The sequence below is a fragment of the Streptomyces sp. NPDC096046 genome, from assembly GCF_040303285.1.
GTDB lineage: Bacteria > Actinomycetota > Actinomycetes > Streptomycetales > Streptomycetaceae > Streptomyces.
On the sequence record NZ_JBEOSZ010000002.1, the window covers coordinates 271,430 to 292,668 of the forward strand.

22 protein-coding genes and 2 pseudogenes are annotated in these 21,239 nt (G+C 72.6%); 12 read left to right on the top strand and 12 right to left on the bottom strand.

Annotated elements, in window-relative coordinates:
• Positions 1-20: 20 nt before the first annotated feature.
• Positions 21-821, bottom strand: a complete 801-nt coding sequence (locus ABTX62_RS03665; protein ID WP_352114627.1) for an acyltransferase — start codon at positions 819-821, stop codon at positions 21-23.
• Between the two features lie 111 nt (positions 822-932).
• Between ABTX62_RS03665 and ABTX62_RS03670 the strand changes: the two genes are divergently transcribed.
• Positions 933-1,460, top strand: a complete 528-nt coding sequence (locus ABTX62_RS03670) for a gamma carbonic anhydrase family protein (protein WP_352114628.1) — start codon at positions 933-935, stop codon at positions 1,458-1,460.
• A 13-nt stretch (positions 1,461-1,473) separates the two neighbouring features.
• Here ABTX62_RS03670 and ABTX62_RS03675 read toward each other — a convergent pair whose 3' ends face one another.
• A complete protein-coding gene (locus ABTX62_RS03675; RefSeq protein WP_352114629.1) occupies positions 1,474-2,118 on the bottom strand; it encodes a DedA family protein in 645 nt (214 codons plus the stop codon).
• A 109-nt stretch (positions 2,119-2,227) separates the two neighbouring features.
• The gene (locus ABTX62_RS03680; protein WP_502997896.1) at positions 2,228-4,195 is read right to left on the bottom strand and encodes an RICIN domain-containing protein; all 1,968 of its coding nucleotides are present in this window, start codon (positions 4,193-4,195) and stop codon (positions 2,228-2,230) included.
• Positions 4,196-4,578: 383 nt separating this feature from the next.
• Between ABTX62_RS03680 and ABTX62_RS03685 the strand changes: the two are divergent.
• Positions 4,579-4,737, top strand: a pseudogene (locus tag ABTX62_RS03685) (UTP--glucose-1-phosphate uridylyltransferase); the annotation flags it as partial.
• Between the two features lie 95 nt (positions 4,738-4,832).
• Here the strand turns inward: ABTX62_RS03685 and ABTX62_RS03690 are convergent.
• Positions 4,833-5,270 carry a DUF4442 domain-containing protein gene (locus tag ABTX62_RS03690; RefSeq protein ID WP_352114673.1) on the bottom strand — a complete coding sequence of 146 codons (438 nt, stop codon included), beginning with the start codon at positions 5,268-5,270 and terminating at the stop codon, positions 4,833-4,835.
• A 178-nt stretch (positions 5,271-5,448) separates the two neighbouring features.
• On the opposite strand from ABTX62_RS03690, the gene ABTX62_RS03695 reads away from it, so the two are divergent.
• Complete coding sequence (locus ABTX62_RS03695; protein WP_352114630.1) at positions 5,449-6,453, top strand: DUF8017 domain-containing protein; 1,005 nt, start codon at positions 5,449-5,451, stop codon at positions 6,451-6,453.
• 157 nt (positions 6,454-6,610) lie between these two features.
• On the opposite strand, the gene ABTX62_RS03700 is transcribed toward ABTX62_RS03695, so the two are convergent.
• Both ABTX62_RS03700 and tuf read right to left on the bottom strand, forming a co-directional pair.
• A complete protein-coding gene (locus ABTX62_RS03700; protein ID WP_352114631.1) occupies positions 6,611-7,456 on the bottom strand; it encodes a spermidine synthase in 846 nt (281 codons plus the stop codon).
• A 58-nt stretch (positions 7,457-7,514) separates the two neighbouring features.
• A complete protein-coding gene (gene tuf / locus ABTX62_RS03705; RefSeq protein ID WP_352114632.1) occupies positions 7,515-8,684 on the bottom strand; it encodes an elongation factor Tu in 1,170 nt (389 codons plus the stop codon).
• 341 nt (positions 8,685-9,025) lie between these two features.
• On the opposite strand from tuf, the gene ABTX62_RS03710 reads away from it, so the two are divergent.
• Positions 9,026-9,817 (top strand): TVP38/TMEM64 family protein, encoded by a 792-nt coding sequence (locus ABTX62_RS03710; protein ID WP_352114633.1) that lies wholly within the window; start codon positions 9,026-9,028, stop codon positions 9,815-9,817.
• A 22-nt stretch (positions 9,818-9,839) separates the two neighbouring features.
• Here ABTX62_RS03710 and ABTX62_RS03715 read toward each other — a convergent pair whose 3' ends face one another.
• Positions 9,840-11,009 (bottom strand): thiolase family protein, encoded by a 1,170-nt coding sequence (locus tag ABTX62_RS03715; protein WP_352114634.1) that lies wholly within the window; start codon positions 11,007-11,009, stop codon positions 9,840-9,842.
• Positions 11,010-11,100: 91 nt separating this feature from the next.
• On the opposite strand from ABTX62_RS03715, the gene ABTX62_RS03720 reads away from it, so the two are divergent.
• The 3 genes from ABTX62_RS03720 to ABTX62_RS03730 all read left to right on the top strand — a co-directional run bounded on the left by ABTX62_RS03720 (position 11,101) and on the right by ABTX62_RS03730 (position 12,884).
• A complete protein-coding gene (locus ABTX62_RS03720; RefSeq protein ID WP_352114635.1) occupies positions 11,101-11,571 on the top strand; it encodes a winged helix-turn-helix transcriptional regulator in 471 nt (156 codons plus the stop codon).
• A 159-nt stretch (positions 11,572-11,730) separates the two neighbouring features.
• Positions 11,731-12,606, top strand: coding sequence for an undecaprenyl-diphosphate phosphatase (locus tag ABTX62_RS03725; RefSeq protein WP_352114636.1), 876 nt, complete (start codon positions 11,731-11,733; stop codon positions 12,604-12,606).
• A 98-nt stretch (positions 12,607-12,704) separates the two neighbouring features.
• The gene (locus tag ABTX62_RS03730; RefSeq protein ID WP_352114637.1) at positions 12,705-12,884 is read left to right on the top strand and encodes a hypothetical protein; all 180 of its coding nucleotides are present in this window, start codon (positions 12,705-12,707) and stop codon (positions 12,882-12,884) included.
• Positions 12,885-13,098: 214 nt separating this feature from the next.
• On the opposite strand, the gene ABTX62_RS03735 is transcribed toward ABTX62_RS03730, so the two are convergent.
• On the bottom strand, positions 13,099-13,701 hold the full coding sequence (locus ABTX62_RS03735) for a DUF4291 domain-containing protein (RefSeq protein WP_352114638.1): 603 nt from the start codon (positions 13,699-13,701) through the stop codon (positions 13,099-13,101).
• Positions 13,702-13,792: 91 nt separating this feature from the next.
• On the opposite strand from ABTX62_RS03735, the pseudogene ABTX62_RS03740 reads away from it, so the two are divergent.
• Both ABTX62_RS03740 and lnt read left to right on the top strand, forming a co-directional pair.
• A pseudogene (locus tag ABTX62_RS03740) lies at positions 13,793-14,297 on the top strand (nuclear transport factor 2 family protein).
• Positions 14,298-14,365: 68 nt separating this feature from the next.
• The gene (gene lnt, locus ABTX62_RS03745; protein ID WP_352114639.1) at positions 14,366-15,931 is read left to right on the top strand and encodes an apolipoprotein N-acyltransferase; all 1,566 of its coding nucleotides are present in this window, start codon (positions 14,366-14,368) and stop codon (positions 15,929-15,931) included.
• Here lnt and ABTX62_RS03750 read toward each other — a convergent pair.
• On the bottom strand, positions 15,855-16,760 hold the full coding sequence (locus tag ABTX62_RS03750) for a Gfo/Idh/MocA family protein (protein WP_352114640.1): 906 nt from the start codon (positions 16,758-16,760) through the stop codon (positions 15,855-15,857). The two genes, lnt and ABTX62_RS03750, sit on opposite strands and share 77 nt — an antisense overlap.
• A 13-nt stretch (positions 16,761-16,773) precedes the next feature.
• Positions 16,774-17,958, bottom strand: coding sequence for an FAD-dependent monooxygenase (locus tag ABTX62_RS03755; protein WP_352114641.1), 1,185 nt, complete (start codon positions 17,956-17,958; stop codon positions 16,774-16,776).
• Positions 17,959-18,040: 82 nt separating this feature from the next.
• Here ABTX62_RS03755 and ABTX62_RS03760 point away from each other — a divergent pair, with 82 nt between their 5' ends.
• The 3 genes from ABTX62_RS03760 to ABTX62_RS03770 all read left to right on the top strand — a co-directional run bounded on the left by ABTX62_RS03760 (position 18,041) and on the right by ABTX62_RS03770 (position 19,854).
• Positions 18,041-18,631 (top strand): TetR/AcrR family transcriptional regulator, encoded by a 591-nt coding sequence (locus ABTX62_RS03760; protein WP_352114642.1) that lies wholly within the window; start codon positions 18,041-18,043, stop codon positions 18,629-18,631.
• Between the two features lie 43 nt (positions 18,632-18,674).
• Complete coding sequence (locus ABTX62_RS03765) at positions 18,675-19,187, top strand: DinB family protein (protein WP_352114643.1); 513 nt, start codon at positions 18,675-18,677, stop codon at positions 19,185-19,187.
• A 148-nt stretch (positions 19,188-19,335) separates the two neighbouring features.
• Positions 19,336-19,854 carry a hypothetical protein gene (locus ABTX62_RS03770; RefSeq protein WP_352114644.1) on the top strand — a complete coding sequence of 173 codons (519 nt, stop codon included), beginning with the start codon at positions 19,336-19,338 and terminating at the stop codon, positions 19,852-19,854.
• A gap of 10 nt (positions 19,855-19,864) precedes the next feature.
• On the opposite strand, the gene ABTX62_RS03775 is transcribed toward ABTX62_RS03770, so the two are convergent.
• Entirely contained in the window at positions 19,865-20,365 is a 501-nt protein-coding gene (locus tag ABTX62_RS03775) for a hypothetical protein (protein ID WP_352114645.1), read from the bottom strand.
• A gap of 95 nt (positions 20,366-20,460) precedes the next feature.
• Positions 20,461-21,165: a uracil-DNA glycosylase gene (locus ABTX62_RS03780; RefSeq protein WP_352114646.1), complete on the bottom strand. Its 705-nt coding sequence runs from the start codon at positions 21,163-21,165 to the stop codon at positions 20,461-20,463.
• Positions 21,166-21,239 lie beyond the last annotated feature (74 nt).

The following is a 21,239-nucleotide window of genomic DNA, read 5'->3' on the forward strand; positions in this document are numbered from 1 at the left end:
GAGGGGTCCCCTCATGGAGGTCAGGACGACCCCGGCTCCAGCTCCGCGAGACCCGCCGCCGCCTCCTCGTCCAGCTCGGCCAGTCTGGCCGCCGCCTCCTCGTCCAGGTCCGACAGCGCACACAACTGCTCGGAGGTGACGCCCTCCGGTATCGGGACGGGCGCCGGGGTGCGCAGCGGGGGCTGCCAGCCGTCGGCCGGGGTCCACCGCCTCACGACACGGGCCGGCGCGCCCGCCACCACGGCATGATCGGGCACGGCGCCCCGGACGACGGCGCCCGCGGCCACCACCACGTTCCGCCCGATCCGGGCGCCCGGAAGAATCACCGCTCCGGTGCCGATCCAGCAGCCGGGCCCGATCTCCACCGGCTCCATCCGCGGCCACTGCCTGCCGATCGGCTCGTGCGGATCGTCGTAGGAGTGGTTCGTGGAGGTGACGTAGACGTACGGGCCGAAATAGCAGTCGCTGCCGATCGTGACGGTGGTGTCAGCGATGACGTGGCTGCCGCGGCCCAGGACGACGCCGTCGCCGAGGCGCAGGATCGGGTCCGGGCCCAGGTCGAGGTCGGGCATGAGGCCCGCGGTCAGGGTGACCTGCTCGCCGATGATGCAGTGAGAGCCCAGGTGGATCCACGGTTCACCGAAGACCGTACCGAGCGGGAAGGCGAGCCTGGTACCTGTTCCCATCGCACCGAACCGGTACCGGCCGGGGTGCTCGGCGGTCACGGAGGCCGTCCGTTGCAGCCAGGCCCAGCCCGCGTGGACGGCGCGCTGTGTGAGGCCGCGCCGCCAGGATGAGAACGTGTTCTTGCGCTTCGGCACCCGCTCACCGTACTCAGCGGCCGCTCACCCCGCGGTGTCCCCTGCCTGTGATCTTCGCCCTACCGGGTGACGTACGGTGTGCGCGTTGTCTACGACGTTCGGGAGGCGGACATGGGTCAGCGGGCGATGATCACGGGCATCGGCGGCAGGGAGCCGGAGATCGACGAGACCGCGTTCGTGGCGCCGACGGCGTCGGTGATCGGGAGCGTCGCACTCGGGGCGGGCGCGAGCGTCTGGTACGGGGCCGTGGTGCGCGGCGATGTCGAGGCGATCTCCGTCGGGGCGAGCAGCAACGTCCAGGACAACTGCACCCTCCACGCCGACCCGGGGTTTCCCGTGAGCGTGGGTGAGCGCGTGAGCATCGGGCACAACGCGGTGGTGCACGGGGCGACCGTGGAGGACGACTGCCTGATCGGCATGGGGGCGACCGTGCTGAACGGCGCCGTGATCGGGGCCGGGTCGCTCGTCGCCGCGCAGGCCCTGGTGCCCCAGGGCATGGTGGTGCCGCCGGGTTCGCTGGTGGCGGGGGTTCCCGCGAAGGTGCGGCGGGAGCTGTCGGAGGAGGAGCGGCAGGGGGTCACCCTCAACGGCACGATGTACGCCGAGCTCGCCCAGGCGCACCGCGAGGTGCACGCGTAGCAGGAGGGCCGTGCTACTCGGCGGCGGCCACGGTCCCGGCCTGCTGGGTCTGCTGCTGAGCCTGCTTCGCCTTGCGCTTGAGCACGAGCATGGACGTGAGGCCCAGCAGGACCGCCGCCACCAGGCCCAGCCACGAGAAGCGCTTCAGCCAGGACTCCGCGACGATGCCGACGTAGTAGATGACCGCCGTCGTGCCGCCCGCCCAGACGATGCCGCCGAGGACGTTGGCGATGAGGAACTTCCAGTACGGCATGCGGAGCACACCGGCGAGCGGGCCAGCGAAGATGCGGAGCAGGGCGACGAAGCGGCCGAAGAAGACGGCCCCCATGCCCCACTTCTCGAAGGAGCGCTCGGCGGTGGCGATGTGGCCCTCGCTGAAGTGTTTGGGGAATTTGGTGCCCAGCCAGGCCAGCAGGGGCCGCCCGCCCTTGCGGCCGATGGCGTAGCCGATCGAGTCGCCGATGATCGCGCCGGTCGTGGCGCTCGCGCCGAGGACGACGGGGTCGATCTCACCGTGCTGGGACGCGAGCAGTGCCGAGGAGACGAGGATGATCTCGCCCGGCAACGGGATGCCCAGGCTTTCCAGCCCGATGACCAGCCCCACCAGTGCGTAGACGGCGACCGCGGGTACGGTTTCGAGCCACTCCTGGACGTGCAAGGCCGGTTCCTTCCCTGAGCTTCCCTGCGTGCCCGGGAAGCCTACCGGCTCGTGGGACGTCCCTCGCGGCTCAGCGGGGTCGCCCCGGAGGACGACCCCGAGGCGGGCCCTACGGCAGCGCGGCGCTGTGCAGCGTCGTCACGGTGTCGGTCAGGGTGGCGGTTGCCGAACCCAGGACACCGGAGCCGGGCGGCGCACCGGCCCGGCCGCTCCCGTCGGCCCTGCCGGCCTCGCCGGTTCCGGCGGCCCCATCGGCCTCGCCGGTTCCGGCGGCCCCGTCGGCCTCGCCGATTCCCCTGTCCCCGTCGGCCTCGTCAGTTCCGGCGGCCTCTCCGGCCTCGCCGATTTCGGTGGCCCTGTCGGCCTCGCAGGTTCCCCTGGCCCCGTCGGCCTCGGCACAACGATCTACCTGCGCGAACCGCGTCTCGTACCGCTCCTGCGGCCGTTCTTCGGACGTGTCGCCCGGCCCGGGCCGGGACGGGGCGTCGTCCGGCTGCCGCCCCTCCCCACGGTTCTCCCGCGGGGCGTCCTCGGCGTGCTTCTCCCGGGACTCCCCGGGCTCTTCGGCGGTGGACACCGGTTCCAGCGCCCAGCGTTGGGCCTGGGTTCCGTCGCGCCCGGCGACGATCACGTCCCGGCCCTCCCCCGGTGCGACGGCCAGCCTCTTGCCGCCGCGCGGCAGGAGTTCGCCGCGCACGGTCAGGTCGTAGCGGACGATTCCGGCGTGCACGAGGCAGTCGGCCAGGACGACCGAGCCCTCGGCCGGGTCGGAACCGAGGCACAGGGTGGGGTCGGTGGCGCTGCGCAGGACACCGTCGTCCCGGTATGACCAGCGCTGGGAGCCGTCCGTGGAACAGGCGTCCAGCATGACGCGGGCGTCGGCCCGAACCCGCCCGCCTCCGACGTCGAGGCACAGGGCGGCGTCGAGATTGCGCAGCCGTCCGCGGGCCACCTCCGCGGGGCTGCCCGCGGTGGCGGCCGTCGATGAGCCGGCGGACGAGGAACCGCCGGTCGAGGATCCGGACGAGGAGTCCGTGGCGTCCGGCCCCACGGACGAGGTTCCCCCGCCGTCCGGCCCGACGGTGTGGCCGCTGACCGCGCCCCAGGTGGCCTGCGGGTCGCCGGTGCCGCTCTCCTCCGTCCAGCCCCGGGCGGCGAGCAGGGTCGCGAGGAGCACCAGGGAGGTCACCCCGACCGCGGCGGCCAGTGCCTTCGTGTGCCTTCTCGCAGGTCCGGACCGGCCCTCGGCGGGCTGGGCACGGGCCCGGAGGCGGTGGCGGTGGCGTCCGCCGATGGGCATCACGCCCCGGTTCGTGTCGCGGCCCGGCCGTGACTCCAGGTAGCGGCGGGCGCCCCAGCCGAGCACCGTCTCGACGAGCAGGTCCTCGAGACCGTCCTCGAAATGGCTGAGTTGTTCGGCGGCGTGACGGCAATAGCGGCATGCCATGAGATGGCGTTGCACATCGGGCAGCAGGTCCCCGCCGCGGCGCATGGGGACGTCCAGCAGGCGGTTGTAGTAGCGGCATTCCCGCGTCGGCGCGAGTTCCCGGTGTGCCCGTACGCATCCCGTCCGGAATTGCTCGCGCGCCTGCTCCAGGGCGGCCGACGCGGTAGCGGCATCCACTCCCAGCAGACCGGCCGGTATGGATATGGGCTCAGCCTCGACCTCGGTGTGCCACAGGAGGCATTGGGAAGCCCCCGGAAGCCCGTGGAAAGCGCGCTCCGCGAGGCGTCGCCTTTCGGGCGTACGGGAGCGGGCGGCACGCAGACCCCGGGCGCCGACGGTTTTGCGGAGTTCCGGCAGGACATGGGAAATTCCGTCGTCGGCGGCCCACTGTCCGGCCGTCTCCCGGACGGCCGCGAGCAGCCGGGGGCGCAGGGCGCCGCCGCCCGGCCGGGCCAGTTCCGCGTGGAAGGCGGCGGCCGTCGCCATCGACGCGGAATCCTCCGAGGAGGCCAGGCAGATGACGGCGTATTCGTAGACCGCGCGCCAGTGCCGAGCCAGCAACAGCGCGACGGCGCGGGGCCCTTCATCCGGTTCACCGACCCGGGCGAGGAGATTGCGGTCGGACTCCACCGGCCCCGCTCCGGGTCGTGGTGGGTACGGCGGGCGTGGGGGGTTGGGGGATTGCACGGAACCATTTCCTTCCAGCCGCAGAACGGCAGGCGAATTGCGCGTTCGTTGGAAAGCAGGTGCGTGATTGGTGCATACCTGTGCCGTGTCAGCTGCGGACTCGGCTGTGAGGCGGCTCACTTTCGCACATACGACTCGCAGGTAACAAGGAGTCCGGATGACGCACGTTCACAGCCCGGGGAATTCCGATGTGTTACCGACGGTATTCGCACCGACTTTCGAAAATCCGGCCGCAGGGGGCGGCAAGTTGTGCGCGGGGAAAGACGGTTGGTCCACGAAATCTCCCCCTTCACAGCCCACTCCCCTGCGGCTCTCGGCGCGCCCCCATCACCGCGCACCGGCATGGGCCGCATGATCCCCCCTCCCTCCCGGCCGCCCCCCTCCGCACCGCCCGCAAGGCGGTCGTCCCGGCCGCCGGCCTCGACACCCGCTTCCCGCCCGCCACGAAGGCGGCACCCGAGGAGATGCCGCCCGCCGTCGACAAGAGCTGGACGGCGTCCGCCCCGGACACCGGGGCGTGGCCGCCCGACATGCGAAAGCCCCGGCACCCGGCCGGGGTCCCGCACGCGCGACAGCCTGATCAGCCGTTGGGCCGCAGGGTCCACACCACGGTCATCTCGCCGGTCACGGCACCGTCGGCCCGCTGGATGGCGATGGTCACCGGGAACTCGGGGCGTTCACCGGCGTCCAGCTGGGCGACGACCTCCGCGGCCGGGCGGCCGAGGGTGGCCGTGGCCGTGACGGCGCCCATCGCCAGCTTCTTGTAGGAGATCTCGGCGCTGACCGCGAGCGGCACGGCACGCGAGAGCTGGTCCCCGAACGCGGCCAGCACGATCGCCCCGCTGGCGGACTCGCCCAGCGTGAACATCGCACCGGCGTGCGGGCCACCGACGTGGTTGTGGAACTCGCCCTGGTCCGGCAGCGACACCACCGCCCGCTCCGTCGAGGTCTCCAGGAACTGGAGGTTCAGGGTCCGGGCCATGGGCACCGTGGCGGCGAGCATCTCGCCGATGGACATCTGGTCTGCGCTCATGGCCGCATGTTACTCACGAGTAGAGACACGTGGCCAGGGAGGTGTGACGACCGCCGCACCGGCCCGCCCGGCGTCCGCCGCACCGCTCCGTCTCCGGGTTGCTACATCTCCGTCCACGGGCGGTGACCGAACCGTGTCCGGAGCGCGGCTAGGGTGGCTGCCCATGTGGCCAGGACAGCAGCCGCCCGGGGGCGAGCAGAACCCGCAAGGGAACAACCCGTACCAGCAGCCGGGATATCAGCAGCCGAATCCGTACCAGCAGCCGGGATACCAGCAGCCCAACCCGTATGCGCAGCAGCCGCAGTGGAACACCCCGGCTCCGGCCGGTGCGCCGCAGCCCCCGCAGGGCGGTGGCGGCGGACATCGGACGAAGCTGGTCGCGATCATCGCGGCCACCGCGGTGGTCGTGGCGGCCGGCGTGACCGGTTTCCTGGTGCTGGGAGGCGACAAGGACGCCACGGCGGACGGCGGCGGCACGAGCGACAACACGTCGGCCGCCCCCTCGGCCGAGGAGCCCAGCGCCCCCGCCACGGGCGACAACCCGCGCGGCGGCGAGGCGGAGCAGCCCACGGTCAAGGGCTGGAAGGTCGTCATCAACCCCAAGTGGGGCACGGCCTTCGACGTCCCGGCGGACTGGGAGGTGGCCGCCCCGACGTCGTCCGTGTTCTTCGAGGACGAGAAGTCCGACGACGGCAAGCCGCTGATCCTCATGTCGGCACCGGCGTTCTACAAGTCCAAGTGGTGCACGAGCGACGACGACAAGGACGGCAGGAGCGAGACCGAGTCCCTGGCCGGAGCGGGCACCAAGGGTGCCGACGGCGCCAAGAACACGGACGAGGTCGCGGTCAACCAGGTGGCCTGGTGGGTGTACGGCGGCTACACGCAGCCGGACAAGAAGAGCGTCAAGGCCGACGACAAGGCCGAGCCGTACACCACCGCCTCCGGCGTGAAGGGCAGCGTCGCCCGGGCGTACTCGGAGAACACCCCCGACACGGGGAAGTGTGCGAGCGACGGCAAGGCGGTCACGTTCGGCTTCAAGAACTCCGCCGGCGATTTCGTCGCCTGGAGCTTCTTCGGTGCCAAGGGCGTCAAGGGCGAGGTGCCCGAGAAGACCATCATGAAGATCCTCAGCACGGTCCGCCTGCACGGCGAGCCGACCGGCGGCTGACGCGGGAACCCGACGGGCCCGCCCCCGCGACCGGGGGCGGGCCCGGTTCACCGGAGCCTCGGGACGGACCCGGCGCCTGTGCGCGCCACCGCACCGCCGTGCCGGACGCCCGCAACCTGCGCCGCCGGCGGCGGCCCGGGGCGGCACCGAAGAGGCGTCAGCCGATGCCGAACGCCCCGTCGGGGGGCTCGGGCGAGGGCACGGCGTCCTCGTCCCGCACCGGCCGCGCGCCCCCGATGAACTCCCGCAGCCCGGCGCCGTGTTCGACCCGGGCGGGGAAGGCGTCGGCGGCGGCGAGCCGGGTGAGGGCGGCGACGTCGACGGGCCGCCGCCCGGCCACGAGCACCGCGTTCCCGAACCGCCGCCCCCGCAGCACCCCAGGCTCGGCGATCAGCACGAGCTCCGCGAAGACGTCGGCCAGGGTGGCGAGTTGCGACCGCAGGAAGGCGAACGGCGCGGCATCGGGGAGATTGGCGAGATACACCCCGCCGTCCCGCAGCACCCGCCCCGCCTCACGGACGTAGGCGACGGAGGTGAGGTGGGCCGGCACCCGCGACCCGCTGAAGACGTCCGCGAGGAGAACGTCCGCCGAGGCCGCGGGCGCCCTCTCCAGCCAGTCGCGTGCGTCCGCCGCGTGCAGGGCGACGTGCGCGCCGTGCGGCAGCGGCAGGTGCTCGGCCACCAGTTCCAGCAGCCCCCGGTCGGCCTCGACGACGTCCTGCCGCGACCCGGGACGGGTCACGGCCACGTACCGGGGCAGGGTGAGCGCCCCACCCCCGAGGTGCACCACGTCCAGCGCCCGCCCCGGCTCGGCCATGACATCCAGCACGTGGCCGAGGCGCCGTGTGTACTCGAACTCCAGGTGCGCGGGCTCGTCGAGATCGACGTAGGACTGCGGTGCCCCGTCCACGGTCAGCAGCCAGGCCCTGTCCCGGTCGACGTCGGGCATGAGCTTGGCGGTGCCGTGATCGGTGGTCCTGGTCACGGGAATGGGGTCGTTCACTCTCCCATTGTGCGGGCGGGACCCCGCGGCCAAGGGGCGCGGGAGCCGCCCCACGCCCTCAACCGACCACGGTCACGGTCCCCGCCCCGACCGTTCTGCCGCCCTCGCGCACGGCGAACCCGAGTCCCGGCTCCAAGGGCACGTCCCGCCCCAGCTCCACCGTCATCACCACCGTCTCCCCGGGCCGGGCGACGCCGACCTCACCGAGGTCGACGTCCCCCACCACATCCGCCGTACGGATGTAGAACTGCGGCCGGTACCCGGTGGACACCGCTGTCGTACGGCCCCCCTCACGCGCGGACAACACATACACCTGCGCGGTGAAGCGACGACTCGGCACGACACTCCCCGGCGCGGCGACGACATGCCCCCGACGCACGGCATCCCGTGGCACCCCGCGCAGCAGCACCGCCACGTTGTCCCCGGCCTGTGCCTCCTCCATCGGCTTGCCGAACGTCTCCAGTCCGGTGACCACCGTCTCGACGGCCGCCCCGAGCACCTCGACCCGGTCCCCGACGCGCACCACACCCCGTTCGACCGCCCCGGTCACCACGGTCCCGCGCCCGGTGATGGTCAGCACGTTCTCCACGGGCAGCAGGAACGGCGCGTCCACATACCGCTCCGGCATCGGCACATAGGTGTCCACCACGTCGAGCAGCGCCTCGATCGACGCCGTCCAGTGCGGGTCCCCCTCCAGTGCCCTCAGCCCCGAGACCCGTACGACGGGCAGGGAGTCACCGCCGTAGCCGTGGGCGGTGAGCAGGTCGCGGACCTCCAGCTCCACCAGGTCGGTCAGCTCCCTGTCGCCCGCGTCGGCCTTGTTGAGGGCGACCACGATGTGGTCGACGCCCACCTGCCGGGCGAGCAGGACGTGTTCGGCTGTCTGCGGCATGATCCCGTCGAGCGCCGAGACGACGAGGATCGCCCCGTCCAGTTGGGCGGCGCCGGTGACCATGTTCTTGACGTAGTCGGCGTGGCCCGGCATGTCGACGTGCGCGTAGTGCCGGGTGTCGGTCTCGTACTCGACATGCGCGATGTCGATGGTGATGCCGCGCGCCGCCTCCTCGGGCGCCCGGTCGATCCGGTCGAACGGCACGAACACGCCGCCGCCGCGGTCGGCGAGCACCTTGGTGATGGCGGCCGTCAGAGTGGTCTTGCCGTGGTCGACGTGACCCATCGTGCCGATGTTGAGGTGGGGTTTCGTACGGATGTAGGCCCTCTTGGACATGGCTGTACCTCGAAGCGTCTGATCAGCGAAGTGGAACGTGGGACCCCGAGGACCTGCCCGACCCTCCCCTTGCGGGGTCCGCCGGACGAACCGGAGAGGGTCAGCTTCGGGCGCCGTCGGCAACGGCCGTGAGAACGGCGACGGCAGCCTTCGGGGCATCCGTGACGACGGATGCTGCGAGGGGGAAGGCGTGCCGGAACATGTCGTCGATCATCGCCGACGCCTCACCGCACGTCGAATGGTTTTCGCTCGGCCCTGGACGGGATCGTGCCCAGGATCCTGTGACGCTCGTGAGACGAACCATACGGCGATCACACACATGTGTCGGTTAGTGTCACCGGATGCTCGATGCCACCACCCGCTCTGGGGGCACCGCCATGGCCTCTCCCCGGGCCACCGCCGCGGAGCTCGCCGTCGCCCTTCCCCAGGCACCGACGGTCCCGCCCGCCGTACCGACCCGTTTCGCCGTCCGCTGCACGAGAGTCCTGCTCTCGCCGTGGTCGCGGCTGTCGCTGCTCGTCGCGCTGCTCGCCGCCGGCGCGTGCGGGGTGCTGCTGTTCGAGCCGCAGCGGCTGCTGACGGAGGGCTGGCCGCCGCAGCTCGGCGGAGCCGCCGCGGCGGCGGTGTTCGCGGTGGCGTACGGCGTGTGCACCGTGGCGTTCGTGCCGAGGCCCCTGCTGAACCTCGCCGCGGGTGCCCTGTTCGGTTCGCAGCTGGGCCTCGGCGTCGCCCTCGGTGGCACGGTGCTCGGCGCGGGGATCGCCTTCTGCCTGGGCCGGGCGCTGGGCCAGGACGCCCTGCGGCCTCTGCTGCGGGGGCGCTGGCTGAAGGCCGCGGACGGCCAGCTCAGCCGGCACGGCTTCCGTTCGATGCTGGCGGTGCGGCTGTTCCCGGGGGTGCCGTTCTGGGCCGCGAACTACTGCGCCTCCGTCTCCCGGATGGGCCTGCTGCCGTTCCTGCTGGCCACAGCCCTCGGTTCGATCCCGAACACCGCCGCCTACGCCGTCGCGGGCGCCCGCGCCTCGACCCCGACCTCTCCCGCCTTCCTGATCGCCCTGGCGTGCATCGCCCTGCCCGCGCTGGCGGGCGTGGTGGTGGCCTGGCGCAAGCGGCACCGGCTGCGCCAGCTCTGACAGCCGGTCACATCCGCCCGGCTCACACCCGTTCCAGCACCATGGCGTTGGCGAGTCCGCCCGCCTCGCACATGGTCTGGAGCGCGTAACGGGCGCGCCGTTCCCGCATCGCGTGCACCAGCGTCGTCGTCAGGCGGGTTCCGCTCGCGCCGAGCGGGTGCCCGAGCGCGATGGCGCCGCCGTGCACATTGACCCGGGCGAGGTCGGCGCCGGTCTCCTGCCGCCAGGCCAGGACGACGCTGGAGAAGGCCTCGTTGACCTCGAACAGGTCGATGTCGTCGAGGGCCAGCGATGCCTTGCGCAACACCTTCTCGGTCGCCGGGATCACGCCCGTGAGCATCAGCAGCGGGTCGGAGCCGGTGACGGCGAAGCTGTGCAGCCGGGCGAGCGGGCGCAGGCCGAGCCGGGCCGCCGTCTCGCTCGAGGTGATCAGCACCGCCGAGGCGCCGTCGTTGACCGGGCTGGCATTGCCCGCCGTGACGTTCCACTCGATCTGCGGGAAGCGCTCGGCGAAGACGGGGTCGTGGTAGGCGGGCCTGAGCCCGGCGAGGGTCTCGGTGCTGCTGCCGGGCCGCACGGATTCGTCGCGCGCGAGTCCGTCCAGCGGGGTGACCTCGGTGTCGAAGAGCCCGCTGTCCCAGGCCGCGGCGGCCTTCTGGTGCGAGGAGACGGCGAAGGCGTCCATCTGCTCGCGGCCGATCGACCACTTGGCGGCGATCAGCTCGGCGCTGATCCCCTGCGGAACGAGCCCTTCCGGGTAGCGTTCGGCGACTCCGGGGCCGAAGGGGTCCTTGCCCGCGGGCACGTTCGACCACATCGGCACCCGGCTCATCGACTCGACCCCGCAGGCCACGACCAGGTCGTAGGCGCCCGAGAGGACGCCCTGCGCAGCGAAGTGCACGGCCTGCTGGGAGGAGCCGCACTGGCGGTCCACGGTGGTCGCGGGCACCGAGTCCGGGAAGCCCGCCGACAGCACGGCGTAGCGGGTGGTGTTCATGGCCTGCTCGCCGACCTGGTCGACGGTGCCGCCGATGACGTCGTCGATCAGGGCCGGGTCGATCCCGGACCGCTCGACGAGGGTGCGCAGGGTGTGGGCGAGGAGCTCCACGGGGTGGACGTGCGCCAGGGCGCCGTTCGGTTTGCCCTTGCCGATCGGGGTGCGTACGGCTTCGACGATGACTGCGTCACGCATGTGGGCCTCCACGATTACCGGTGAGTAGGAAATCCGAACTCACCGTAGCCCGCAGAGTTGGAAAATCCAACCCTCTTCTAGACTGAGCCCCATGGCCGCCCGCAAAGATCCGCGCCCCTGCTCCATCGCCGACACCCTCGCGCTCGTCGGCGAGAAGCACTCCCTGCTCGTGCTGCGGGAGGTGTGCCTGGGCAACGGCCGGTTCGACCAGCTGGTGCGCAACATCGGCGCCCCGCGCGACATCCTGACCACACGGCTGCGCCGGCTCGTCGAGGCCGGGATCCTGGCCAAGCACCCGTACAGCGAGCACCCGCAGCGCTTCGAGTACCGGCCGACCCGGGCGGGTCTGGAGCTGGAGCCGGTGCTGATGACCCTCATGGCGTGGGGCGACCGTCACCTCCGGCCGGACGGCGACCGGCCGATGGTCCTGGAGCACTCCTGCGGACGGCCCCTCGCCCCGGCCGTCACCTGCCGGGCCTGCGGCGACGAGGTACGCCACGAGGACCTCACGGCCCGCCCCCAGGTACCCGGCTGGACGGTGACCGGACCGACCGGGGCCTGAACACCCCCGCTCGGGAGGGGCTTCCAAACCCCTGTGCCCCAGCGGCCATCCGGGGGCGCTACGCTTCCCCCTCGGCACACATGATCCCCCGTTCATCGCAACGGCGGCCCGGTGCGCCCGTCGTCCGTCCCACGATCGGCACTTGGACTCCGCTACCTCATGTCTTGGTTCGAATCACTCATCCTCGGACTCGTCCAGGGGCTGACCGAGTTCCTCCCCGTCTCCTCCAGCGCCCACCTGCGGCTGACGGCGGCCTTCTCGGGCTGGGAGGACCCCGGCGCGGCCTTCACGGCGATCACGCAGATCGGCACCGAGGCAGCCGTGCTGATCTACTTCCGCAAGGACATCGGGCGGATCCTCTCGGCGTGGACGCGCTCGCTCACCGACAAGGCGCTGCGCAGCGACCCCGACGCCCGGATGGGTTGGCTGGTGATCGTCGGCTCGATCCCGATCGGTGTGCTCGGCGTGACGCTGAAGGACCAGATCGAGGGGCCGTTCCGTGACCTGCGGATCACCGCCACCATGCTGATCGGCATGGGCATCGTCCTGGGCATCGCCGACCGGCTCGCGGCCCGTGACGAGAGCGGTGGCAAGCACCGCGCGCCCAAGCAGCGCAAGGCTCTCGAGGACCTGGGCGTCCGGGACGGCCTGATCTACGGCGTCTGCCAGGCCATGGCACTCGTCCCGGGCGTCTCCCGCTCCGGCGCCACCATCAGCGGCGGCCTGTTCATGGGCTACAAGCGCGAGGCCGCGGCCCGCTACTCCTTCCTCCTCGCCATCCCCGCGGTGCTCGCCTCCGGTCTGTTCGAGCTCAAGGACGCCACGGAGGGCGGCCATGTCTCGTGGGGCCCGACGATCTTCGCGACGGTCATCGCCTTCGGGGTCGGTTACGCGGTCATCGCGTGGTTCATGAAGTTCATCTCGACCAAGAGCTTCATGCCCTTCGTCTACTACCGCATCGCCCTCGGCATCGTCATCATCGTCCTGGTCGGCATGGGTGCGCTGAGCCCGCACGCGGCCGAGTCGGCGGGCTGACGCCGGGGGTCTGTGACCCGGGTCTCGTGACCAACCGCATAGCGATCGGGTAGCCGTCCGGTAGCGGACTGTCAGTGGCTGCCCCTAGGCTTGTCCGCATGTCCCCCCATTTCGTGACCCCTGGTTCCGTGCGGTCCGCTGCCGAGGTCAACGACAAGATCCGTGCGCTGTGGCAGCGCACGGGCGGCACCCTGTCGGCCGAGGAGCGCGCGGAGTACGAGCTGCTCGTCGTCGAGTGGGCGGCCGCGATCCGAGGCGGCGTCGCCAAGGCGGCCTGACCGGCACGTCTAGCCGCTTCTGACGAATCTCCGTGGGAGACGGAGCGGCGTTCGGTGCGTGCTCTCGGCGTGCCGCGAGGAAGCCCTCGTAGCGGAGCTACCTGGGCTTTCGCGCGTTGCGGCGGTGGGGGCCCCTCCCGTTCGAGCGAAGCCGAGAGCGGGGGAGCGTGCCGGGCGTCGCGACACCGCGGAGATTCATCAGAAGGGGCCTAGTCTAGGCGCGCAGAGGCGCCAGCACTTCCTCGTCTGTCTCGTACGGCCGCTCCTCCGGCAACAGGCCCGCCGCCGACTCCGGTCGACCCGCCCGCACCAGCCCGTGGATCTCCGCGGCGAGCGGCGTGACGTCCTCGATCCCCACGATCCACTCGTCCGCGTACCGCGCCGCCGCCTCCCCCGCCAGCCCGAGCTGCAGCGAGCGGTACGGCAGTGGCTCGAGACGCAGATTCCGTTCCGGATCCCACTGCACCCGCGCCGACGCCTGCCGCAACCGCCGCTTCCAGCCGGCCCGGTCACCGTGCAGGGCGGGCACGTAGTGCGACAGGCAGGCGTTGCGCAGTGCCCAGAGGAAGCCCTCGCGGTCGATCTCGATCGCCAGGACCGTCTCCTGGCCGTCCTTGGTTCCCCAGCCGCAGCGGTACATCATCCACAGGAACGACGGCTTGATCCAGGTCATGCGCTCCCGTTTCCAGGACGACGGGAAGCGGCCGTGGCGCGCGGCCGGGCCGCCGATCTCCGGGCGGTAGGCCTGGTAGACGGTGATCGTGGTCTCGGTGTGGCGGGCTCGGATGCGGAATGCCGGTTCGTTCTGATCGTTCACGAAGGACAGGCTGGGCCCCGGTGCTCCCCTGCGGCCACCGAATATCGCGCCCACACGGCCCTTGCCCCCCGCCATGCCCAGCACCGGGGCGATGACGCAGCGCGTGGAGCTCGCCACCGTGAGGGACCGGCTGGCCGTCGACGAGTTGATCACCGACTACGCGGTGGCTGTCGACGACGGCGACGGCGACGGCGACGGGGAGGCGTACCGGGAGCTGTTCGCCCCGGCGGGGACGGGCGGACTACCGGTCGGCCGGCGGCATCGAGGGAGAGGCCCGGGCGGTCGCCGCGTGGCTCGCGGAGAGTCTGCGCCTGTTCCCCATGCGGCAGCACCTGATCGTCAACCGGCGGGTGCGCTTCGGGATCCGGGAGCACGACACCGGCGACACCGCCGCGGTCCGGGCCGACTACGTCCATCCCATGGCCAACACGGTCCCCGCCCCCGACTTCGTGAGCGGCGGCCGGTACGCCTTCGCGCTGCTGCGCACGGACGACGGTTGGCGGCTGACGGCTGACGGCTGACGGCTGAGCAAGGTGGTCGTACGGGAGAAGTGGCGGCGCCTTCCCGAGCCGCGGACGGCACCTGTGATCAACTGACCCGGCGTCCCGTGTCCTGGATCGTCCGCGGGGCGCACACTGGAGGCACCGGCGGGTAGGAGGCGCCTATGAAGACGCTCGGCCTCTGGCTCACCTCCCCCTGGCGCCGCTCGGCGGCCGCGGCGATGGCGGGCGCCCTCCCCGTCCTCGCCTTCCCCGCGCCGTCCCTGTGGTGGTGGGCCTACGCCGCCCTGGTCCCCTGGCTGCTGCTGCTGCGCACCGCGCCGACCGGGAAGCGGGCCCTGTACGAGGGCTGGTGCGGCGGTTTCGGTTTCATGCTCGCCATGCACCACTGGCTGTTGCCGAGCCTGCACGTGTTCACGATCGTCCTCGCCGCCCTCCTCGGCGCGCTGTGGGCCCCCTGGGGGTGGCTGGTGCGCCGTCTTCTGGGAGCGATCCGGTCCCGGGGCCAGGTGGCGGTGGCGCTCCTGGTGCTGCCGTCGGGCTGGCTGGCCGCCGAGCTGGTCCGCTCCTGGCAGGGCCTCGGCGGCCCCTGGGGCATGCTCGGCAGCACTCAGTGGCAGGTCGAGCCCGCGCTGCGGCTCGCCTCGGTCGGCGGGGTGTGGCTGCTCAGCTACCTGCTCGTGGCTGTGAACGTCGCCGTGGCCGTCCTTCTCGCGGCCCGCCGGGCCCGGGTGCCCGCGGTCGCCGGCCTGGTCGTCACGGCCGCCGCCACCTCCGCCGCCTGGACGTTCTCACCGCGCCCGGCCGTCGACGGCGAGATCCGGATCGCCGTCGTGCAGCCGGGCGTCGTCGTCGGCGCGGACAGCCGGTTCGCCCGCGAGGAGCAGCTGACCCGCCGGCTGGCCGGTCAGGACCTCGACCTGATCGTCTGGGGCGAGAGCAGCGTCGGCTTCGACCTCGGGGATCGCCCCGGCCCGGCCCGCCGGCTCGCTGCCCTGTCCCGCGCGACGGGCGCCGACATCCTGGTCAACGTGGACGCCCGGCGCTCCGACAAGCCCGGCATCTACAAGAGTTCCGTCCTGGTGGGTCCCGACGGCCTGACCGGCGAGCGCTACGACAAGATGCGGCTCGTGCCCTTCGGCGAGTACATCCCGGCCCGCTCCCTGCTCGGCTGGGCCACCTCCGTCGGCAAGGCCGCGGGTGAGGACCGCCGGCGCGGCTCGCAGCCGGTCGTGATGAACCTGGGCGACCGTCTGCGCGTCGGCCCGCTGGTGTGCTTCGAGACGGCGTTCCCCGACATGACCCGTCACCTGACCCGGGAGGGCGTGGACGTGCTGATCGGCCAGTCGTCGACCTCCACGTTCCAGCACAGCTGGGCTCCCGGGCAGCACGCGTCGCTCGCCGCGCTGCGCGCCGCCGAGACCGGCCGCCCCATGGTGCACGCGACCCTCACGGGTGTCTCCGCCGTCTACGGCCCGGACGGGCAGCGTGTCGGATCGTGGCTCGGCACGGACGCCTCCGCCGCACAGGTCTACGAGCTCCCCCTCGCCCACGGCACCACGCCCTATGTCCGCTACGGCGACTGGACGGTGCATGCGGCGATGCTGGTCCTCGCCCTGTGGGCGGCCGGTGAGGGCGCTCGGGCCCTGCGGCTCAGGCGGTCCGCTCCTGAACCGCGCGTACCACCCGTTCGCACAGTTCATGGGTCGCCAGCGCGTCCCGGGCGCTGAGCACCTTGCCCGCCCGGACGGCGTCCAGGAACGCGAGCACCGCCTGCTCGATCCCGCGCTGCCGGGCCACCGGCACCCAGTCCCCGCGCCGCCGCACGGTCGGCTGTCCCTTGTGGTCGACGACCTCGGCGAGGTTGACGACCTGCCGTTTGGTGTCCTGCCCGGACACCTCGAGGATCTCCTCGGCGGAGCCGCTGAGCCGGTTCATCACGCCGAGCGCGGTGAAGCCGTCGCCGGCGAGCTGGAGCACCACGTGGTGCAGCAGCCCGTCCTGGACGCGGGCGCGCACGGTCACGTCGTCGATCTCGCCGGGCGCCAGGAACCGCAGGGTGTCCACGACGTGGATGAAGTCGTCGAGGATCATCGAGCGGGGTTCCTCCGGCAGCCCGATGCGGTTCTTCTGCATCAGGATCAGCTCGCGCGGGTGGTCCGCGCACTGCGTGTAGCCGGGGGCGTGGCGCCGGTTGAAGCCGACCGCGAGGCTCACGTCCCGCTCCTCGGCGAGGGCGACCAGCCGCGCGGAGTCGTCGAGTCGGTAGGCCAGCGGCTTGTCGACGTACGTCGGCACGCCCGCCTCCAGCAGCCGCGTCACGATCTCCGGGTGCACGAGCGTGGGCGCGTGCACGAAGGCCGCGTCGAGGCCTGCCGCGAGCAGGGAGTCGAGGGTGGTGTGCCGCCGCTCCGGCGGGAGGTGGAGGCCGTCGGCGACCCGGTCGAGCGTGGCGGGCGTGCGGGTCTGCAGGTGCAGTTCGACCCCGGGCCGGAAGGCGAGGACCGGAAGGTAGGCCTTCTGCGCGATGTCGCCGAGTCCGATGCAGCCGACCTTCACGGGGTGATCTCCTCTAACGGTTGCCTGCCGGGGTCTGTTCGGCAGCATACGGCCGCTGTGGTGGCGCCCAGTCGGCGATGCCGTCGAAGCCGCGCAGGAGCAGGGCGGGCCCGGCCTTCGACAGTGCGGTCACGGCCGTGTCGCGCAGGACGGTCCCGGCCCGGCCGCTCATGAGGCTGAGCCGGGCCGCCTGGACGGCCCGGCGTCCGATGGCGGTCGTCCGCGGCAGCCGGGCGGCGGTGTAGGCGGCGAGGTCGTCGTAGTGGTGGGCGAGCACGATCGCGTCCTCGATCGCCTGGTTGCCGCCCTGGCCGAGGCTCGGGGGCATGGCGTGCGCGGCGTCGCCGAGCAGGGCGACCCGGCCCTGGTGGTAGGCGGGCAGGGGCTCGGCGACGCGGTGGACGTCGTGGCGCAGGACGTCTTCGGGGCGGATGGCGGCGAGCACGGCGGGGATCGGGTCGTGCCAGTCCCCGAAGCCGCGCAGCAGTTCGGACTTCTCGTCGTCGGGCGCCCGGCCGCCGGCGGGGGCCAGGGCGGCGGCGTAGGCGTAGACGCGGCCGTCCTTGAGCGGGTGGGTGCCCCAGATACGGCCTCGGCCCCAGGTCTCGTGCGAGGCGAACCGCGCGCCGGGGACGGGGATCACGACCCGCCAGGTGGTGAAGCCGGAGTAGACGGTCCCCGGGTGGCGAGGGAAGAGCGCACCACGCACCGCGGATCGGACTCCGTCCGCACCGACCACCAGGTCGGCTTCGATCTCACCGTGCGCGGTCGTGACGCGGGCCGCCCGGCCCGGGCCGCCGCTGTCGGCGAGGGCCGCCGCGGCGTCCGTGCGGACGGCGTCCGCCGGGAGAAGGGCGGCGAGACGCTCGATCAGGGTGGCGCGGTGCAGCAGGACGAGCGGGCCGCCGAAGCGCTCGGCGGCGACCTCGGCGGAGGAGCGGCACAACCACCGCCCGCCCGGGGAGCGCAGGCCGCCGTCCCCCGACCAGGCGGCGAGGGTGCGGATCTCGTCGCCGAGGCCGATGACGTCCAGTGCGCGCAGGGCGTTGGGCGCGAGGGAGATCGCGGCGCCGACCGGAGCCAGCGAGCGGGCCCGCTCCAGCACGGTGACCCGCAGGCCGCGCCGGTGCAGGGCGACCGCCGCGGTCAGGCCTCCGATACCGCCGCCGATCACGACGGCCCGCCTCGGCTGTGTCATGGCTCCTCCTGCTGTTCGACTACGCCTGTAGTGACATCGTCGATGTTACTACAGGCGTAGTCGAGCGGGTAGCGTGAGGCCCATGTCCGTACGCACCGCCGGCCCCGCCCGCTCCGACCTCGTCGCCGACACCGCCCTCGCCCTGCTCGCCGAGCGCGGGATGCGCGGCCTCACGCACCGGGCCGTCGACGAGGCGGCCGGGCTCCCGCAGGGCTCCACCTCCAACCTCGCGCGGACCCGGCAGGCCCTGCTGGAACTGGCGGTGCGGCGCCTGGCCGACCGTGAGGCGCGGGTGCTGGGGCTGCACGAGATGCCGGACCCCCGGGCCGGGGCCGGTCCCCTGGCGGACGCGCTGGCCCTGGCGACCCATCGGGCCCTGACGGGCAACCGCTCCCTCACCCTCGCCCGCTACGAACTGGCCCTGGAAGCCACGCGCCGCCCCGAGCTGCGGGCCTACTTCGACGCCGCCGGCGCCCGTTTCCGGGACCAGCTCGCGGCCCTGGTGACCGGTCTGGGCTCGACGGACCCGGCCCGGCACACCCTGTCACTGATCGCCTGGGCGGACGGGCTGATGTTCAGCTGCGTGGCGGGGTCCTTCGGTGCCGAATCGCCGAGCCTGGAGGACGTGCGGGCCGGGGTGCGGGAACTGCTGGAGGGCATGGTCGGGGGCTGAAAACCTCGTGGCGCGTCAGAGGCTGCCCGGAGAGGATGCGTTCATGACGAACGAACGCAGCATCCCCGCCACCACGGCCGACGAACGCACCATGCTGGAGGGCTGGCTCGACTTCCACCGTCAGACCCTCGCCTGGAAGTGCGAGGGCCTGAGCGACGAGCAGCTCAGGTCAGCGGCCGTCGAGCCCTCCGACCTGTCCCTGTTGGGGCTGGTGCGGCACATGGCGGACGTCGAACGGAGCTGGTTCCGCCGGGTGCTGACGGACGAGGACGCGCAGCCGATCTACTGGAGCGCCGAGGACCCGGACGGCGAGTTCCGTCTCACCGAGGCGGACACCTGGCAGGAGACGCGCGCGACCTGGCAGGCCGAGATCGACACGGCCCGCCGCAACGCGGCCCGCTTCGGTCTCGACGACATCAGCGAGGGCAAGCACCGGCGCACCGGCGAGCGGTACAACCTGCGGTGGCTCTACACCCACATGATCGAGGAATACGCGCGGCACAACGGCCACGCCGACCTGATCCGCGAGCGCATCGACGGCGCGACCGGCGACTGACCCCGCCCCGAGCCACCGGTCACGCGGGTCACCGCACGTCACCCCCGCCCCGTGCGCGACCTTCGTACGGGGCGCGAGATCACCCGTCCGGGGCATCCTCCGCCGGTCCGCGGCCCCCTCTCGGGCCGGACACACCAGAGTTGCGCGGGTGCATCGAACGACGACCACAGCGACGCTCCTGGTGACCGTGGCGGTCTCGGCCCTCACCGGCTGTACGACGGTCGCGCATCCCCCCGCGCCGGGGCCCTCGACGGCACCGTCCCGGCCGTCGGCGCCGCGGCCGGAGGGGGAGGCGGAGACCCAGATCGTGCAGGCTCCGGCCCGTGAGGCCCTGCAACTCATCGAAGAGGCGTCCCGTCGCCCCGAGCCGGCCGGGTCGGCGCCCCGCCCCGCGACGCCGCCGGCGGCCTCGCCGGAGCGTGCCCGGCCGGGGCCCGGTGACCGCGATGTCCGACCGCGCCCGATGCGTCCGGAACGCCCCGAGCCGGCCCCGCGTGCCTCCCGGCGGTCGCACGCCGACGTCCCGGACGTGCCGGAGGCGGTACGGCAGGACGTCGAGAAGAGCGTTCCGAACAGCTCGGACGTGTGCGCGCTGGGCAGACGCTACGCGGGCTGGCGGGCGGACAGCCCGGAGGCGAGGATCTGCCGCGACACGTACGGGCGTTGACCTGCCGCCGTCAGGGCCGCTGCCGTGGCGGTGTCCACGCCCCCGGGCCGCCCTCCCCCAGCCGGGACTCCAGCCGTCCGATGGCCGCCCACACACCGTCGCCGTAGCTGTCGTCGGCGAGGGCGGTGGCGGAGTCCCGGGCCCAGCGCAGATGGGTGCGAGCGGCATCGTCGCGCCCGAGTCTGAGGTAGTCGTCCGCCAGGTTCACGTGCAGGGAGGGGTAGAGCGCCGTCACCGCCATCACCGCGAAGGCCTCCTCCCTGGCCTCCTCGGCAGCCGTCAACGCGCGCAGGTCCCAGGCCAGTTCGTCCGCCGGGTCGTCCTGGGTGTCAGCCAGGTAGTGGGCGAGGGTGCAGCGGTGCAGCGGGTCGCCGTGCTCGCCGATCTCCGCCCACAGGCCGAGCAACCGGTGCCGGGCCTCCTCCCGGTCCCCCGCGTGGTGCAGCATCACGACCTGCCCGATCCGTGTCAGCACGGCGTCCGGCGCCGCCTGCCCCTGTCGCTCCGCCACGACGCCCTCCGCACACTCGCCGGCTGTTCCCGCCCCGACGCTAACGGCAGTCGGGGGCGATCCGGCTCAGGCGGCTCCGGAGACCCCCGGTGACGTCACGGCCGTCCGGCCGGTCCCTCAGCCAGGTTCGGAATCGTCCAGTCGATCGGGGTGTGGCCCTGCGCCGCCACCGCCTCGTTGATCCGGGTGAAGGGACGCGAGCCGAAGAACTTCTTCGCCGACAGGGGCGAGGGATGCGCGCCCTTGACCACCGCGTGCCGGGACTCGTCGATCAGCGGGAGCTTCTTCTGCGCGTAGTTGCCCCACAGCACGAAGACCGCTGGGTCGGGCCGCTCGGCCACGGCCCGGATCACGGCGTCGGTGAACTTCTCCCAGCCCCGCCCCTTGTGCGAGTTGGCCTCGCCGCCCCGGACCGTGAGGACCGCGTTGAGCAACAGCACGCCCTGCTCGGCCCACGGCATCAGATAGCCGTTGTCCGGGATCGGCGTGCCCAGCTCCTGGTGCATCTCCTTGTAGATGTTGCGCAGGGACGGCGGGATCCGCACGCCCGGGCGGACCGAGAAGCACAGGCCGTGGCCCTGCCCTTCGCCGTGGTAGGGGTCCTGGCCGAGGATCAGGACCTTGACCCCCTCGTACGGCGTGGCGTCCAGCGCGGCGAAGACCTCCTCGCGCGGCGGATAGACGGGACCCTTCGCCCGCTCCTCCTCGACGAACTCCGTCAGCTCCTTGAACCAGGGCTGCTGCAGCTCGTCACCCAGAACCCCGCGCCAGGACTCGGGCAGCATGGCGATGTCGGTCACGTCAACGTCCTCACGATGTGCGGTCACTTCAGGCCACAGAACCTACAGGCGACCACTGACAACGTGCCCGGGAA